The sequence below is a fragment of the Tardiphaga sp. 866_E4_N1_4 genome (genome assembly GCF_052076075.1).
Taxonomy (GTDB): domain Bacteria; phylum Pseudomonadota; class Alphaproteobacteria; order Rhizobiales; family Xanthobacteraceae; genus Tardiphaga; species Tardiphaga robiniae.
The window spans coordinates 2,682,940-2,698,421 of sequence record NZ_CP197242.1 but is presented as its reverse complement, the minus strand read 5'-3'; the positions used below and the strand labels follow the sequence as shown (position 1 = coordinate 2,698,421).

Here is a 15,482-nt window from a genome sequence, read left to right as displayed (position 1 = left end):
TCCGCGATCGTTGGGAGGCTCTAGGTGAGAGATGGCGGTCTCCTAGAGACCGTTTACGTTAATCTGAACTCCCCGCGATTGCCGTAGACAAGTACCGATAATAGCTGTTCGGTCCTCGTTGGCGGCTGAGGCAAATGCTGCGGAACTGACGATTAGATTAAAGTTGGAAATACTTCGGGAGTTTTACGGCTTCCGAGGGAGGGGCGTCGCCATTTGCTCCCTCAATATCCTGCACTGCAGTCCATGTTTGGTATCAGGCAATCTTCAGAAGGCATGCTTTATGGGAAATCTGGCCGATCTCTACCATCTTTCACGCTTCGCAAACCGCCATCCGCTGGCGCGCGAGAATAAACGTCGTACGTTCTTAAGGTTCATGCGATGGCAGGTTGCCAGCCGCGCCATTCAGCAGCCCATCGTTTTGCCCTTCGTCGGGGATTCCCGGCTTATTATCTCCAAACAGATGCCAGGTGCTGCGGTGAACTATTACTTCGGCTTGCCTGAGGTCGAAGAAGTCTCGCTCGCGCTTCACTTCCTGGGGGAAGGCGATCTGTTGGGGGACGTCGGCGCCAATATCGGCGCACTTTCGATTGCCGCAAGCAGCGTAGCAAAAGCGCGCGTGATCGCTATGGAGCCGGTGCCGTCGACATTCAAAGCTCTGCGCGACAATGTGGCGATCAATGAGGTGTCGAACCTGGTGACCACGCTCAACATGGGGGCGGGAAGGGAGGCTTCCGATCTGAATTTCTCCACCGACCGCGGGGGAAACGACCGGATCGTCTTGGATGGCTCGGGGCTATCAATTCCCGTCCGGGCACTTGACGACGTGTTCCCGGAGATTCCGAACATGCTGGTTATCGATGTGGAGGGATTTGAACCCGCGGTAATCGCGGGAGCGAAACGGCTTCTTGCTGATCCCAAGCTTGAGATCATCATCGTTGAGACGCTCGGGCTGGCCTCCGACTACAATCTCGACGATCGCGCAATGCACAACACGATTCTCAGCAACGGTTTTGTCACAGCGAAATACGATGGATTTACGCGCGTACTCGAACCGACAACGGGTATGGATAAGTTCAATACAATCTATGTGCGGGACGTGGCGAGGATAAGTGAGAAGGTCCGCAAGGCAAATGCGTTCCGGGTTGGCGATCGCCTTATCTGAAGGTCGCCTGGATCCGGTGCCGACCCCGGTCGTTGACGGTGCGGCATCGCCCTTCACGGATTGCTGACGACGAACACGGCGATTCCAGTCCCTAGGACGACGCTCGTGAATTGAAAGCGATTTTCGCACAAGCATTCCGGTTCAAGGCGACACTGCGAGCTGGATCCAACGATCCGACAGAAAGCTAGTATCCAGGCATAAGTTACGTGGACAGCGCGCCCGTTCACCAAGTGGCGCGGAAGCCGCCAGTGCCCTTGTAGCTGCGGTTCGCCGCCGCGTCTTCAAGGCTCGCGCTATAGGAGACTTCGCCGAACACGGCGTAGCGGCCGTTGGCCCAGCTATAGGTGCCGCCGCCGCCGATGCTGCCCCACAGCCGGTCTTGCGCACTGGCGAAGCCGGTGCCGGCGACATCGACACGGGTGCCGTCGAGGAACTCGTAGCCCAGGTTGCCGATGCCATAGATATCTGAGCGCACGATGCCCGCGCCGTCGTTCCAGGTCTTCTGGTGGTTGAGCGCAAGTCCGGCGCGGCCGAGCAGGCTGTCGCCGTCGCGCAGCGACACGGGTGCGCCGAAACGATCGGTGAAGCGATCGAACTCCGCCTTCGAATAGGACAGCTGCGCCTGCGGCGTCAGCGACCAGCCGTTGCCGACAAAGAACCGCTTGCCGGTTTCAGCGCTGAAGGCATAGCCCACCCCTTCATTGCCGTGGGTCAGGCTGCCGGCCAGCACCGAGGACAGATCGCTGCGGTAGAACATCGATTGCGCCTGGCCGTCGACATAGAAGCCGTTGTCGCCGAACCAGGTCAGCGTGCCGCCGACACCCGAACCTTCGACGCGGATCCGGCCGTTGCCGAAGGCCGAGGCGACATTGGCAGTCGTCAGACCATATTGCCCGGTGAGACCGACGATCAGCCTTCCGCGCTCGTTTTCCATCAGGAGACCGTCGAGGCCGGCCTGCACTTTCAACTGATCGGCTTTATAGGTCGAGCCTGTGGTGGTGGAGGGCTGCAAATTGGATTGGCCGCCTTCGATGCGGCCCCAGAACGCCGTGGGCGCTGAAGAGCCGTCGCCTGGTGCCGCCGCGACACCTGCGCGCGCCATGGCATCGCTGCCGCCCCAATAGCGATTGCCGACGCGCTGCTGCATGGTCGGCAGCTCGTTCATGCCGAGCAGCACCTGTGCATAATTCTCGTAAAGTGGAACGCCGGGCTGATACAGCGGGCCCGCAGTCGCTTCTGGACCCGATGCAGACGGCGGATTGATCAGGCTGGAGCGCAGATACCAGTCGCCGTCGGTCGTCGTGCTGACGCCGTTCTTCTGCAGCGTATAGGCATAGGCGCCGCCGACCACGGCCTGCTGGCCCTGAACGACGTAATTGCCGAGCAGTGAGAACGCGCCGTTCGACGCGCCGCCGACATCGATGATCTTGATGCCTTCGACGGTTTGAGCGCCGCTGCCGCCGACATTGATCACCCGCACATTGGTGCTGCCTGCGGTATTGCCGGTGACGACAAGCCGATCGGTCGGCGAGGAATCGCCGCCGAGCGCCGTCTCAATCTGCAACGTTCCGCCATTGCCGGTGTAGTTGCCCGCGACGGTGAGCGTTCCGATAGAGTTACCGGGCGCCACGATGCCTGCGTTCGACGTGTCGCAGACCGTGCCGGTGCCTTGCAGCGTGCCGCCGGCCAGCACGGTCATGGCGCCGCAGACGCTGCCGTTGACGCTGAGCGTGCCGCCGCTCACCGTAGTGCCACCGGTATAGGTGTTGACGCCCGAAAGGATCTGCATGCCGCTGCTAAGCGTTAGTCCGCCGGTGCCGGAAATGACGCCGGAGAACAGATCATTTGCATTGGTGATCGCCAGGTTCTTGGTGCCCAGCGCGACGGCACCGCTTCCCGCCAGGCTCTGGATGTTTGTGACAGCCGCAGTGATACCCGTGACATCGAACGTCGAATTGGCCACGACGCGGCTCGAATTGCTGATGGCGCCCGCGCCGGTCAGCGCAAGCGTACCGGCCTGGATCACCGTCTGGCCGGCATAAGTGCTGCTTGCGGCGAGGTTCAAAATGCCGGTACCGGTCTTGGTCAACCCACCGACACCCGTGAAGGCCGATGCCGCATCGGTGCCGACCGTGAATGTGCCGGTGTCGATCGTCAGCCCGCCCGCGACGATGTTGAGGTTCGTGCCGGAAAATCCACTGATGAAGGTTGCGTTGGTGGCCGTCGCTTTCAAAAAGCCATTGTCGAAATTGGCCTGCGCCGCGCCAGTTCCCCTTCGCAGGAAGCTGGTCTCCAGCGTACCGCCGCCGGTGACATTGAGCGTGCCCGAGCCTAGGGTGTTGTTTCCCAGCCGCAGACCGTTTTGGGCGGCAACCCGTGCGCCATTCTGAATATTGAGTGTGCCTGTCCCGCTGGCGCCCACGTTAAAGACGACCCCGGATAGAATCCACTGCGAGCCGGCTCCGGTCACGGTGGCGATGCCGGCGCTTCCTCCAGTCGATCCGATCGCAAAAATAGTCGAGGTGCTGGTAAGCGTGCTGCCGTTCTGAATCGTCAGATTGGCCGAGGTCCCGTTTTGACCGACAACTATGCTACGTGTCGCGCCGGTTGCCGGACCGTTGACGCCGAGGACAGTTGGATTTGGCGACGACGGATCGATGGTGGCAAAGGTGGCGGCGGTCGGCGCCACTCCACTGTTCCAGTTCGCTCCGTCGGTCCAGTCGCTGCTCGCATTTCCTTGCCATGTCTGGGCCGATGCCGATCCCGCAAACAGAGGCGTCAGCGCCGTAGCCGACACGCTCGCGAGCAACAAGTGGAGCCAGAGCGCCCTGCGGCTGGCAGGTGGAGGTCGCCGCGCGCGATCCAGAATCTTCCGGCGGAAGTCATCTGACTGTCGTCCGATTGTTACATCGCTCACGCATTCGCGCATGACGCTAATTCCAATCGCATGGGTCCGCAGCGTTCAAGGATGCGAATCTTGAAGCATGCAATCCGGGAAGAACAGTTGCGACGGTAAATGAGCTAAATCAATCCGACAATAACTGGATCTTGTTCAGGGCGAACTAACACGCAGCCTGTGTCGCTCGCGCAACGAAAGACGCTTAACAAAGCCTTTCGAGAGAGAACAAGGGCGTCAAACCTGCTTCTGCAGCTATCAGACTGCCAGTGGGGGCAATCGATGACATCACATCACCATAGAAGGCGTGTCACGCGACGCCGTCCAGCGTCACTCCGCCGGAAGCCTTAATGCCGCATTTCTTCGCGCGGTCGACTGTTGATGTCACTGGTGGCCGCCTCGAAGGCGCCAGTGCTGCTGGTCCTGAAGGAGGTATCGACGCCATAAATCTCGCGCAGCCTTCTTTGCACCGAAGCGACCGCGCGAGTGACGGTGGGCAGTTCAGATGGACCGGCACGGCTGACGTCTTTGGTGGGCCTCTGAAGATTCGCTATGCGCCAATTCTCTGAAAAACGATCATCCAATATAAGTTCAATCTCAACGCCGCTAACGTCCTCGCACCCGTAGCACGAGCGGAGCTCAACCAGCACTGCATGTTCGAGCGCGCCCTTGGGCAGAAGCTTTTTTGCCATTCCCGTATTCCGTATTCCTACGTCGCCGCGGAATTAAGCCGACGCGCAACTGCGTCAGCTGGTACCAGGCGTCGAAAATGATGGTGATTTTGGTCTTTTTTTGGCGGCGGGGGCGCCTCCAATTTGCGACTGTTTCGGGCGTCGCTCCATAAGAACGCCGAGCAGCTACGGATCATCAGGAACAATTTAGTCCAACGTGAGCCGGATGAGTGCGCCACGTGAACGCGTCCTCCGCGAGATGCGACAGATGAAGAACAGGAGCATTACAATGCAGGGCTGGCGCAAAGTTCGTCGCGGGGGGCGTTCCCGAGATCGTTTAACTCGTTGCCCGCTGAGCCGCGCGATAGGGCGCGGGCTCGAGCTCGCCCGGACGAGCTTTTGCCGCCGCGTTCTTAGGTCGATGATTCTCGGTGCAGCAATAACTGGCCTGATTGGGCCGCCCGCTGTCACAGCCGAACTTAGCTGCGCGCGCTATGCTGTCTTTAACAAGCTTCCGAGCAGCTTTCAGGAAATCGCGAGCGGCGATCTTGTCGGCGGTCCCGAGATATTTGTTTTATCGAACGGCCATTGCACCTGCGATAACGGCCCCGCGGTCTCACGCCGTTATAACCGACCGGCTCCTCTGGGCGAAACCTGGTCATGTCGCCATGCATCCGGCGACGAGCTCGAGGTCAGACAGCGGTAGCTGCACCTGGCCCATAGCATTAACTCGAGGTGCTAACGCCTGAATAAATCGTTCATGACGCATTCAGGGTCGCTGACCTACATCCGTCCGCAGAATGGGCGGGAGAAAAGTAAGTGGAAGGCCTCAGCGGTTCGGCGGCTGGAATTCGGAAGCGATCAGTTGTGATAGGCGGCCACAAGACGAGCGTCAGTCTAGAGGATGAATTCTGGGACTCGATCAAGGAGATCGCTGCTGAACGCGAGCAGTCAACATCAGATCTCATCAGCGCTCTAGCCGAGGGCCGCGATAGAACTAACCTCTCGTCGGCTCTTCGCATTTTCACGCTAAATCACTACAAGCAGATGCGAGGAATTCGGTGAACGAGCGTTAGACATCGGGACTTGACGCCGCCCTTAACCTCGCGAGATATCATTGATCGTTCTGGTTCTCTGATAATACATTTATCCGCATCCAATCCATGTCGGAACGTCTAGCGCAAGTAGAACAGGCCAGTCGCCACGTCGCATTTGCTGGCATCTCTGAAAGCGCCGCTCTGGCCAACGAGGCTTTGAAATTCTGCGGCAGGGCACTGGTCGCCGAAACAATACTTCCACTAGCCAGTCGGCAATCCGACTGTTCGCCCTCGCACATTTCCAAGACGACCGTCCTCAATAGAACCGTCCGATGCATCCAACCGCGCTCGTGCAAATCCCGCCCATCGTCTTGATCGCGATGGTCGCGGTTAAATCAATCGATGATAGTGGCTCCTTCCGCCTTCAAACGAGATAGGCCGTCCTTCATTTGCTTAAGCTTCTCTGGAGAGTGCCCGGCCCACTTGGTGACTTCGCCAAGAACCCGTAAAGGATCGCGGGAGCGATAAGATAACGTTGGATTGCCGGCAAATTTTTTGTTCGTAACGTTCGGATCGTCATCCCACGGCCCTGTTGGTTCAACGACGTAAATGCGCGGCGGTTCGCTGCCAAAGGCCAGTTCCGCTCCCCAGATCGCTGCGTCGAGCGTTGCGGAAAAATAAATCCAAGACAGCGGTGCGGCATCGGTGAAGTTGGAACGACAGCCCACCACGATAAGGTCGCCAGGCTGCAGGTTTGCGCGCGTTCCATGGAAGAACGATTGTGAAAAAACACTGGCTGTAACCGACATGGCTTGCGCGTCTGCCTCGTGATGCGAAAGGTTCAATCGGCGAATAGTGAATGGCCGCCTAGCTTTCTATGGGTCGGCTATATCCGGGTGCCACGGTTGTACGCCTCGATTAGCTGGTTGTAGTCCCGTAGAAGACGTTTTGGGGAACCTTCGACCATCCAAGCGCTACCCGGGCTCATCATCATTTTCTGGCCGGAAGTATAAGGCACCTTGTCACGAATCCGGCGCATCAATTGTTTCGCGGTAACCAGAACCGACTTTGCGCTGCTGGCGAACATTGAGCCGACCTTCTCACCGTCCGCGGCGGAGGTCTCCTCCAGCGCCTTCATGTTCGCTTCATATTCGCTCACTGCTTTGGTGATCGCCTCAACGTCCGGCTTGTCGTTATCCTGCAGGCGGAGCATACGCTTGGCATCGATCATGATCGCTTCGACATAGTAGCGAGTCTTCTTGCCTTCCTTGGCCTCGATCGCAATCAGTTCCTCGGCCTTACGTCGATCGTTGATAGCCTCGACGCCGGCGCGCAGCTTCTTGTCGGCATCAGCGAACGCATCCCATGCCGTGACAAGACGAGGGTGCAGCGCGCGACCTTTGGCCATCTTGTCGTCCTTGTAATTCTCCTGCGTGTAATAGTCGTCGGCTTCTTTCAGCAGCGGGCCGAGCGCCGTCGCAGCACTGACATACGCTGACGCCGCAGCCTCCAGTGCACTATCGCGCGGCTCCAGCGTATTGGCCGCTGCGACGTTCTTTGCGCAATCTGCGGTGTCATAGATGGTATAAGTCCCGTAGATGATACGCTCCTTGCCGGTCGGCCCGGACTTCGGCGCCCAGCTGAAATAGCGCGACCGCGAGTCATAGGCACGCGCCGAGAGCCGATTGATGCAACCGACATAGGCGTTGAGCTTTTCGGTCGCAGGAGAAGTTTGCGCCGCTGCGCGCTCGGTGCCGGCTGGTGTCATGGCAAGTGTCGCAGCAGCAATGGCGAACGCGCGAAAAGAAATCATCAACGGGGTCTCCAGCGCCTTGAGGCGATATGCTTTGTGATCGCGCCCACCATAGTGGAGACGTATAATTGCAGCCAGCACTTGCCGCGCTTGGCGCTATGACCCGTAAAGGCATCGATCTGGTGCTCCCCATGAGCTAGCTACGGTAGTCGACCCGTTGAGCAACCATTCGATCGGTTCCCGGAAGTCGATTCGCTTTTGAGGCATTTTCGATCAGATTTGACAGTGTTCATTGTCTACGAAGCATCCCCAAGCCGTGCGTCGCAACGGCTGGGGCCTATTGGAAAGTTTGAACGAGATGAATGGGGTCATCGTCAAGACTACGCTTCAACTGATCACGCCCGGAATATTGTTCGTCTTCGGGGTTGCCTTCGTCTGCGCGTGGCTCGTGGAGAAAAAGCGTAACTACCTGCTTTTGCTGGCCAGCGCGTGCGTCCTGTTTGCTCTCGGCGCGATGTCGCAGATCCTGAGTTTGCCTCCCAGCGTGGGCGTCAATGCCATTGTGTCGGGCGCGCTCTACACGTCGGCGGTGATCTCCGCAGTGGAGGGCATCCTGGTGCGTTCGGGGAAGGGGCTCGGTCCGGTCATCGATATGGCGATCCTTGCCGGCTTCGTTTGTCTGCTCGCCTACTTCTTCTATGTCGATCGTAATCTCATCGCCCGGGTCTACATCCAGAATTTCGGCTATGGCTTGCTGATGCTGCTCGCAGCTGGGCGGCTCACCGCGTTGGCGCGCGGGCCGTATGTCGATCGGGCTCTGTTCTGGGTCCTGTTGCTGTTCGGATTGCATTTTTTTCCCCGCACCTTGCTCACGGTCGGATTTTCCGCGCCGATCGACAAGATCACGTTCGGCAATTCGATGTTCTGGCAGGCACTCCAGCTTGCGCTCGCCGTGCTCGGCGCTGGCCTGGCGCTGGCCGTCCTCGCCGCGGCGGTGTCCGACATGATCGACGATCTCCGCCGCGAACGCGATTTCGATTTGTTGACCGGCATTCTGAACCGGCGCGGCTTTCAAGACCGGGTGTCTGCCCATCTGCTCAAACACGGATCGGGCCGTGCTGCGTTCGCCTTGTGCGACATCGACAACTTCAAGAGCATCAACGACACCCTCGGTCATGACGTCGGAGACGATGTCCTGGAAGAGGTGGGACGCATAATGCGCAACGCGTCGCGCAAACGCGACATCGTCGGGCGACTGGGCGGCGAGGAATTTGCGGTGTTCCTTCCGGATACAGAGGAACAGGAAGCGGTTGATTATGCCGAACGGTTGAGGACAGCCTTCGAGCAGAACAGCTTTTCTGTCCTGGGGGGAGCGAGGCAGGTCACCGCGAGCTTCGGCGTTGGGAAGCTGCAACCGGGAGATAACTGGCCGAGCCTGTACAAACGGATTGATGGGCGACTTTACGAAGCGAAGCGGACGGGCCGAAACCGCACGATTTCGTCAGCGTCACCGAGCGCTGTGATCGATGCACGCGCTCGAGCAGAACGTTTGCGATTGGACCGGGCAACGTAGTCAGGATTGGCTCGCACCGGAATTCGAACCAGGATCAGAGGGAGGCCACGCAGTTTTCGGCATGCCTGCCAAGGAGCCAGCTAGGCACGATCCGCTCCGAATCGCATAACTTACGATATGGAATGGTCGCTTCCGGCGCAAAGCCGCCGTTCATAGGGCTCGCTGTCGGGGAGCGAGGACTTCTATTTCACCACGCGATAGGCCGCTCCGGCCAAACCCGTCTGGTGGCTCGCGTCGCCTAATTTTTAAATGGAGAAGCTCCGCCGGGTCTGACGTTTATGTTTCCCCGTCCGTATTTGGGTTAGTGGTGCTCAATATCCTGAGGAGATAGAGCCTCCAGTGCTCCTAAGACCGCTACCAGTTTCGGCAGCGTTCGTTTCGAGCGCGGTGTCTACGTCCAAATGACGGCGATCGATGGTTCGTGGCGCCGCTCATGCGTCATGAGGGATGTATCGACATACGGAGCCACGCTGACGACTAAGGCGTCGATCGAAGGCCTTAACCTCTGCGAATTCTTCCTCCTATTATCCACTACCGGCCTCGCTTTTCGCAGGTGCGAATTAGCTGGCGTCAAAGGCGATGTTTTCGAAACGGGCGAAGAAGAAGCCTCAGTCGGTTAAAGCGGAATGGCGCCAGCAACCGGTCGACCACGATGGCCACGCCCGACTAATTGCAAAGGCTTGAATAAGGATCAACTCCGTGGCGATGAAGTATGTAGTCGCTATGACAAACAATGCTACCGGCCGGAAGCTCCGTGTGGGGAACGGAACTGGTCCGCCAAAGTTTCATCTGCGGTTGATATCACACGCCAATTTGCGCGGAAGGGCAAGATGCACGCAGGAACAGGTGGTTCGTACGGTGCCGACTCGGCCGTCGATGAGGGCTTCGTGCGGGTTCGCGGAGCTCGCGAGCACAATCTGAAGAGTATCGACGTCGACATTCCCCGCAATGCACTTGTCGTTTTTACAGGGGTGTCGGGATCGGGCAAGTCCTCGCTGGCCTTCGGCACGCTCTATGCCGAGGCGCAGCGGCGTTATCTTGAGTCGGTGTCCCCTTACGCGAGAAGATTGTTCAATCAGATGTCCATTCCTGAGGTGGACGAAATCGAAGGTCTGCCACCAGCCGTGGCTTTACAGCAGCAACGCGGATCTCCGACGACACGCTCGTCGGTCGGCAGCGTGACGACGTTGTCGAACCTGCTGCGCATGCTGTATTCGCGCGCCGGCGACTACCCGCGTGGACAACCACTGCTCTATGCCGAGTCATTTTCGCCCAACACTCCCGAAGGAGCTTGTCCTCACTGTCACGGAATCGGTCGGATCCACGATATTACCGAGGCCTCGATGGTCCCCGATGACAAGCTCACCATACGGGAGCGAGCCGTGGCGGCTTGGCCGAGCGCCTGGCAGGGACAAAATCTGAGGGACATCCTGGTAACTCTCGGTCATGACGTAGACACGCCCTGGCGCAAACTGCCGAAGAAGACCCGCGACTGGATACTCTTTACCGAGGAACAGCCCACCGTCCCGGTATATGCAGGCTACACGCCAGCTGAGGTGAGGCGAGCCCTCAAACGCAAGGAAGAGCCGAGTTATCACGGCACCTTCACCGGCGCGCGCAAATACGTCTTGCAGACGTTCGCAACAACGCAGAGCGCGATGATGAAGAGGCGGGTTTCGCAATTCATGCTGAGCGGCCGTTGCCCGGTATGTCGGGGAAAACGGCTTAAGCCCGAAGCCCTCTCGGTCAAATTCGCAGGCTTGGATATTGCGGAACTGTCTGAGCTTCCTTTAAGGGGCGTTCGCGAGTTGATCGTGCCGTATCTCGAAGGCAAAGCTCATACGCCCAAAGACCATCCGGAAAAAGCTCTCGTGGTCCAGCGCATCCTGGAAGATCTGAACGGGAGATTGGCGGTTCTGCTCGATCTCGGCCTGGGATATCTCGCCCTCGAGCGCAGCACGCCGACACTGTCCCCCGGCGAATTGCAGCGGCTCCGGCTGGCGACCCAAGTCAGGTCGAACCTGTTTGGCGTGGTGTATGTTCTGGATGAGCCCTCCGCTGGGCTTCATCCAGCCGACACCGAAGCTCTCCTGCGAGCGCTGGACCGGCTCAAGGCAGCAGGCAATTCGCTTTTCGTCGTCGAACATGAATTGGATGTCGTCCGCCACGCGGACTGGATAGTCGATGTCGGCCCCGCCGCGGGCGTTCACGGGGGCGAGGTGCTTTACAGCGGTATCCCTAAAGGACTTGCCGGCGTCGAGGCGTCTCAAACAAGGCGCCATCTGTTCGGAAACGCGACGGCCATCGACCGCACGCGCCGTCTCCCGCGAGGTCAGCTACAACTTCGCGGTGTCACCCGCAACAATCTCAACGACCTCGACGTCGACATTCCTGTCGGTGTGTTTACCGCGGTGACCGGCATCTCGGGGTCGGGCAAGTCCAGCTTGATCACTCAATTTCTGGTCGAGAAGGTTGGGGAAATATTGGGGCACAAGAGCGGCGAAGAGGACCGGGGCGCTCCGGACGAAGGAGACCTTCTGGAAACCGCCATTCAAACGCTTGGCGGCAACATCGTCGGGGGCATGGAGCACGTAAAACGTCTCGTTGTCGTCGATCAAAAGCCGATCGGGCGCACCCCGCGGTCGAATCTCGCCACCTATACAGGGCTTTTCGATCACGTCAGAAAGCTGTTCGCGGCCACGAAGCAGGCCAAGACACGGCACTATGATGCCGGCCGCTTTTCTTTCAATGTCGCCAAAGGACGTTGCGAAACCTGTCAGGGGGAAGGCTTCGTCACCGTCGAATTGCTTTTCCTCCCGTCAGTCTACGCGCCATGTCCGACCTGTCATGGGTCGCGCTACAACGCGAAGACGTTGGAAATCAAGATCCGGGACAAATCCATTGCCGACGTGTTGGGCATGACGGTGGACGATGCGCTCGCGTTTTTCGAGAAAGATGCGCTACTCGCACGTTCGCTCGGTGTCATTCGAGAGGTCGGCCTCGGTTATATCAAACTCGGTCAGTCCGCAACGGAACTCAGTGGCGGCGAAGCCCAACGGATCAAGCTCGCTACCGAATTGCAACGAGCTCAGCGGGGGTCGGCACTATATGTACTGGATGAGCCGACGACTGGATTGCATCCCTCAGACATCGAAAAGCTAATGCTGCAGCTTCAAGGCCTGGTGGATGCCGGTAACACGGTGGTCGTCGTCGAACACGATATGGCAGTGGTCGCCGAAAGTGATTGGGTAATCGATATGGGCCCCGGCGCAGGCAATGAGGGCGGATCCGTCGTGACCGCTGGCGAACCGCAACATGTTGCGCGCAACGCCGAAAGCCGCACGGCCAAATTTCTGGAAGCCTCAATCGGTTAGAGACCCGATCAACTTACTCCCGTCTTTCTGAAGAAGCCGGCGCCAGACATGGCTTATCGCAACGTCACCGGGATCGTACCGTAAAATGGGGTGATGCGGGCATTGAAGCCGCCGTGGTCATGGACAAGTCGGCGGGCCAACCGTCAAACTTGATGACACCTGTTCCGGTGAGCTCAGGGGCGCGGCCGGTCAGGGGAGGCGTGATCGTCTACGGCACGATTGAACTCTCTTTGGAACCCGGCGTTGACGGGTATGGAGGTCGTTCGTGTTTCGAATTTTGTATCTTAGCACTGCAAATGAGCCATTTTCATCCGGGGATCTTTCCGAGCTACTGCAAAAGGCAAGGGCCCGGAATGATGCGGCGCATATAACAGGCATGCTTGTCCATTCGGACGGCGACTTTCTTCAGGTGCTTGAGGGAGAGCCGGATAATGTAATCGAAGTTTACAGCCGCATCAGCGTCGATCCGCGGCATCGAGATATCAGCTTGCTCCAGCGCGGCCTTGCATATGGTGATCGACTGTTTCCGAACTGGGCAATGGGCTTCAAGCGGGTGCCGGATCAGACATTAGTTAACGAGGCCGTTGGGTTGAACGGCCGTGTGAAATTGCGATATCTAGATGCTATGTCGGCTCTGGATTTCCTGTTGGCGTGCAGCCAAAACCAGACCTAAACAATCCCTCAGATGGGCGCCCTGAACTTGAGATGGACCTCCAACCTGATGTCTGGCACCTGAGGGGAAGCGCCGAAGCCGCGTGCGTCTCCACGAATGATGGTCCCGGCGAAGCTCAGCGTCGCCTCGTCCAGCCCGAACAGGGACGGGATTTCGTTGGCGTGACGCGATGTCCGCACAGTCGCTTCGAACTTCCCGTCTCGTTGCGAGTAAGCGCCTTTGTACAGCAGAGAAGAATCGCCCCCAAGCAAAACGCCGTCACAGAGCACGACGACGCCGGCACCTCCGGACCCACCGAGACCGGCATTGAACGCAATGCTATAGAGCCCATTTTGTAGCAACGACCTACGCCCTTTGGCCGCGGTGGATAGCTACTTGCAATCGCTCAACTCGCTGTCTGGTTCCATCGACCCGAGGCTTTAGAACACGCCTTCGAAAGTCCGGCGACCGCCGGTATCGCCGATTGGTGGCGGAAGCTCTGACGCAAGGCATGGTGAATGCCTTTCCGACCGAGAAGGAACTCAAGAATAGCTTAGCTGTTTTCAAGCCGTGCCCGACGATGACAACATTCTCGAATGTCAAAACACCGAAACGGCATGTCTGATTTCCGGTCAACGCCAAATCCCATTCTCGGGACGAAATTCCCTAGAGAGACGCGACTATGTCGAAGAACACGAACGACGCCGAGACTCTATCCATATGGGCGACGGATATCCTCCTTGAGGCCCACGCCATCGCGCCCTGTCCGGATCACGGCTATCTGCGCCTTCGTCACAGCCACCATGCCGTGGATTATGCAAGATCGATCGCCGAACATCGAAAGTTCTCCGGTAAGAACAAGGAGCAACGGGTGAAAGCCATCGAGAAAGTACTCGATGGCCTAGCGGACACCTGTCCGGCCTGCGAGTGATGGCCCGGAAGCTCAAGACCTACCAGACATCGATCGGCTTTTTCGACCTGGCCGTTGCCGCGCCGTCCATGAAGGCCGCGCTCGAGATCTGGGGCGCCGACAGCAACCTGTTTCACCAGGGCTTCGCCGAGGAGACCGACGACCCTGCAATCGTCTCGGCAACAATCGCGCATCCCGGCATCGTTTTGCGGAGAGCAGTCGGCACCAATGGCGCGTTCAAGGAGACGAGCGAACTTCCGAAAGGCCTTGCGGCCGGCAAGAAAGTGTCAATTCCGCGGAAGCGGGTGGCTCCTCAGGCCAAAGCGACCAAAGTCGACAACGCGGAAGCACGTAGAGCCGCGGCCATCTTCGACAAACAGCAGCGGAAACGCGAAGCCGACCAGCGCAAGGAAGAGCGAGCCAGGATCAAGGAGCGAGACCGGAAAGCAGCGCAGGTTGCAAGCGCACAAGTAGCCTTTGATGCCGCTGAACAGGAGCACGACGCGAGAGATGCCGCGATACAGGCGGAACGCGACGAAATCGACAATCGCACGGAGGCCGAACGACGGCGCTGGGAGCAGCAACGGGAGAAGCTGGGCGCCGCGCTACGTCGGGCCAAGAAGGGCGGCGACTGAGGCGGGAATTGGAACGGAACTCAGATTGTTCGGTTTCGTAACCATGCAGCCTCGCAACATGGATACAATCTTCATTGCAACGGCTTTTCCACTGGCGCTTATTCTCCTCGCGATCGCGTACGCCCCGTTCTTATTTGGTTGGTTATGATGTGCGGGATCCCCCTGACCTTTGACTTTGCGCTGCGGCTCCATAAGTGGGTCGTAGATCCACAGCCTTGGTAGAATCCACTGTCCGACCAATTCAGTTTGTTTGCGGAAAACACGCCAGGTCCCGATGGACTCCGGTATGCCGAAGACTTCGTTTCGGCAGCGGAAGCGCTCGACCTTATAGCCCAAGTGGCCGACTTGCCCCTCCAGCCGTTTCAGTTCGGCCAGTATGAGGGCAAGCGTCGCGTAGCCTCCTTCGGGTTCAGCTACGACTATACGGCACGCCACCTCGTTGAAGCCGAGCCAATTCCTCAATGGCTCTCCGATGTCTCACATCGCGTCGAGACTTTCGGTGGACCCAGTACGCGAATACAGCAAGTCCTCTGCACCGAATACGACGTCGGCGTCGGGATCGGTTGGCACAGGGACAAGCCGCACTTCGACCGGATCTTCGGCCTGTCGCTGGGCGCGATATGCAAGTTCGGATTTCGCAGGCCCGCTTCGACCAAGTTCGAGCGTTTCACCCTCGAAGCGAAGTCTCGTTCGATCTACATGATGTCCGGCGAGGCGCGGTCGGTATGGGAACACAGCATTCCGGCCGTCGAAGCCAAACGCTACTCCATCACCTTCCGGACGATGGTCGAGCGTAGCCCCTAAATGGCAAAGAATCGG

Annotated in this window: 12 protein-coding genes and 1 pseudogene; 9 read left to right on the top strand and 4 right to left on the bottom strand. The window is 58.6% G+C overall.

Going from position 1 to position 15,482, the window contains the following annotated elements:
* Positions 1–280 precede the first annotated feature (280 nt).
* Positions 281–1,162, top strand: a complete 882-nt coding sequence (locus tag AB8B20_RS13270; protein WP_439072838.1) for an FkbM family methyltransferase — start codon at positions 281–283, stop codon at positions 1,160–1,162.
* A 223-nt stretch (positions 1,163–1,385) separates the two neighbouring features.
* Here the strand turns inward: AB8B20_RS13270 and AB8B20_RS13265 are convergent, their stop codons facing one another.
* Together AB8B20_RS13265 and AB8B20_RS13260 are read right to left on the bottom strand one after the other, a co-directional pair.
* A complete protein-coding gene (locus AB8B20_RS13265; protein ID WP_439072837.1) occupies positions 1,386–3,851 on the bottom strand; it encodes an autotransporter family protein in 2,466 nt (821 codons plus the stop codon).
* A 554-nt stretch (positions 3,852–4,405) separates the two neighbouring features.
* Positions 4,406–4,750 carry a hypothetical protein gene (locus AB8B20_RS13260; RefSeq protein ID WP_439072836.1) on the bottom strand — a complete coding sequence of 115 codons (345 nt, stop codon included), beginning with the start codon at positions 4,748–4,750 and terminating at the stop codon, positions 4,406–4,408.
* A gap of 798 nt (positions 4,751–5,548) precedes the next feature.
* Between AB8B20_RS13260 and AB8B20_RS13255 the strand changes: the two genes are divergently transcribed.
* A complete protein-coding gene (locus AB8B20_RS13255) occupies positions 5,549–5,794 on the top strand; it encodes a ribbon-helix-helix domain-containing protein (RefSeq protein ID WP_439072835.1) in 246 nt (81 codons plus the stop codon).
* Between the two features lie 367 nt (positions 5,795–6,161).
* Here the strand turns inward: AB8B20_RS13255 and arr are convergent, their stop codons facing one another.
* On the bottom strand, positions 6,162–6,575 hold the full coding sequence (gene arr / locus AB8B20_RS13250; protein ID WP_439072834.1) for an NAD(+)--rifampin ADP-ribosyltransferase: 414 nt from the start codon (positions 6,573–6,575) through the stop codon (positions 6,162–6,164).
* Positions 6,576–6,652: 77 nt separating this feature from the next.
* Positions 6,653–7,579 carry a YiiG family protein gene (locus AB8B20_RS13245; RefSeq protein WP_439072833.1) on the bottom strand — a complete coding sequence of 309 codons (927 nt, stop codon included), beginning with the start codon at positions 7,577–7,579 and terminating at the stop codon, positions 6,653–6,655.
* A 298-nt stretch (positions 7,580–7,877) separates the two neighbouring features.
* On the opposite strand from AB8B20_RS13245, the gene AB8B20_RS13240 reads away from it, so the two are divergent.
* The 7 genes and pseudogenes from AB8B20_RS13240 to AB8B20_RS13210 all read left to right on the top strand — a co-directional run bounded on the left by AB8B20_RS13240 (position 7,878) and on the right by AB8B20_RS13210 (position 15,467).
* The gene (locus AB8B20_RS13240) at positions 7,878–9,092 is read left to right on the top strand and encodes a GGDEF domain-containing protein (protein WP_439073073.1); all 1,215 of its coding nucleotides are present in this window, start codon (positions 7,878–7,880) and stop codon (positions 9,090–9,092) included.
* 401 nt (positions 9,093–9,493) lie between these two features.
* A pseudogene (locus tag AB8B20_RS13235) lies at positions 9,494–9,673 on the top strand (PilZ domain-containing protein); the annotation flags it as partial.
* 249 nt (positions 9,674–9,922) lie between these two features.
* Positions 9,923–12,466 (top strand): excinuclease ABC subunit UvrA, encoded by a 2,544-nt coding sequence (uvrA, locus tag AB8B20_RS13230; protein ID WP_439072832.1) that lies wholly within the window; start codon positions 9,923–9,925, stop codon positions 12,464–12,466.
* Positions 12,467–12,731: 265 nt separating this feature from the next.
* A complete protein-coding gene (locus AB8B20_RS13225) occupies positions 12,732–13,139 on the top strand; it encodes a BLUF domain-containing protein (protein ID WP_120286829.1) in 408 nt (135 codons plus the stop codon).
* Positions 13,140–13,800: 661 nt separating this feature from the next.
* Positions 13,801–14,049 (top strand): hypothetical protein, encoded by a 249-nt coding sequence (locus tag AB8B20_RS13220; protein WP_120286827.1) that lies wholly within the window; start codon positions 13,801–13,803, stop codon positions 14,047–14,049.
* On the top strand, positions 14,049–14,663 hold the full coding sequence (locus tag AB8B20_RS13215; RefSeq protein WP_120286826.1) for a cell envelope biogenesis protein TolA: 615 nt from the start codon (positions 14,049–14,051) through the stop codon (positions 14,661–14,663). Before AB8B20_RS13220 ends, AB8B20_RS13215 begins: the two co-directional genes overlap by 1 nt.
* Positions 14,664–14,909: 246 nt before the next feature.
* Positions 14,910–15,467: an alpha-ketoglutarate-dependent dioxygenase AlkB gene (locus tag AB8B20_RS13210; protein WP_120286825.1), complete on the top strand. Its 558-nt coding sequence runs from the start codon at positions 14,910–14,912 to the stop codon at positions 15,465–15,467.
* The last annotated feature ends 15 nt before the right edge of the window (positions 15,468–15,482 follow it).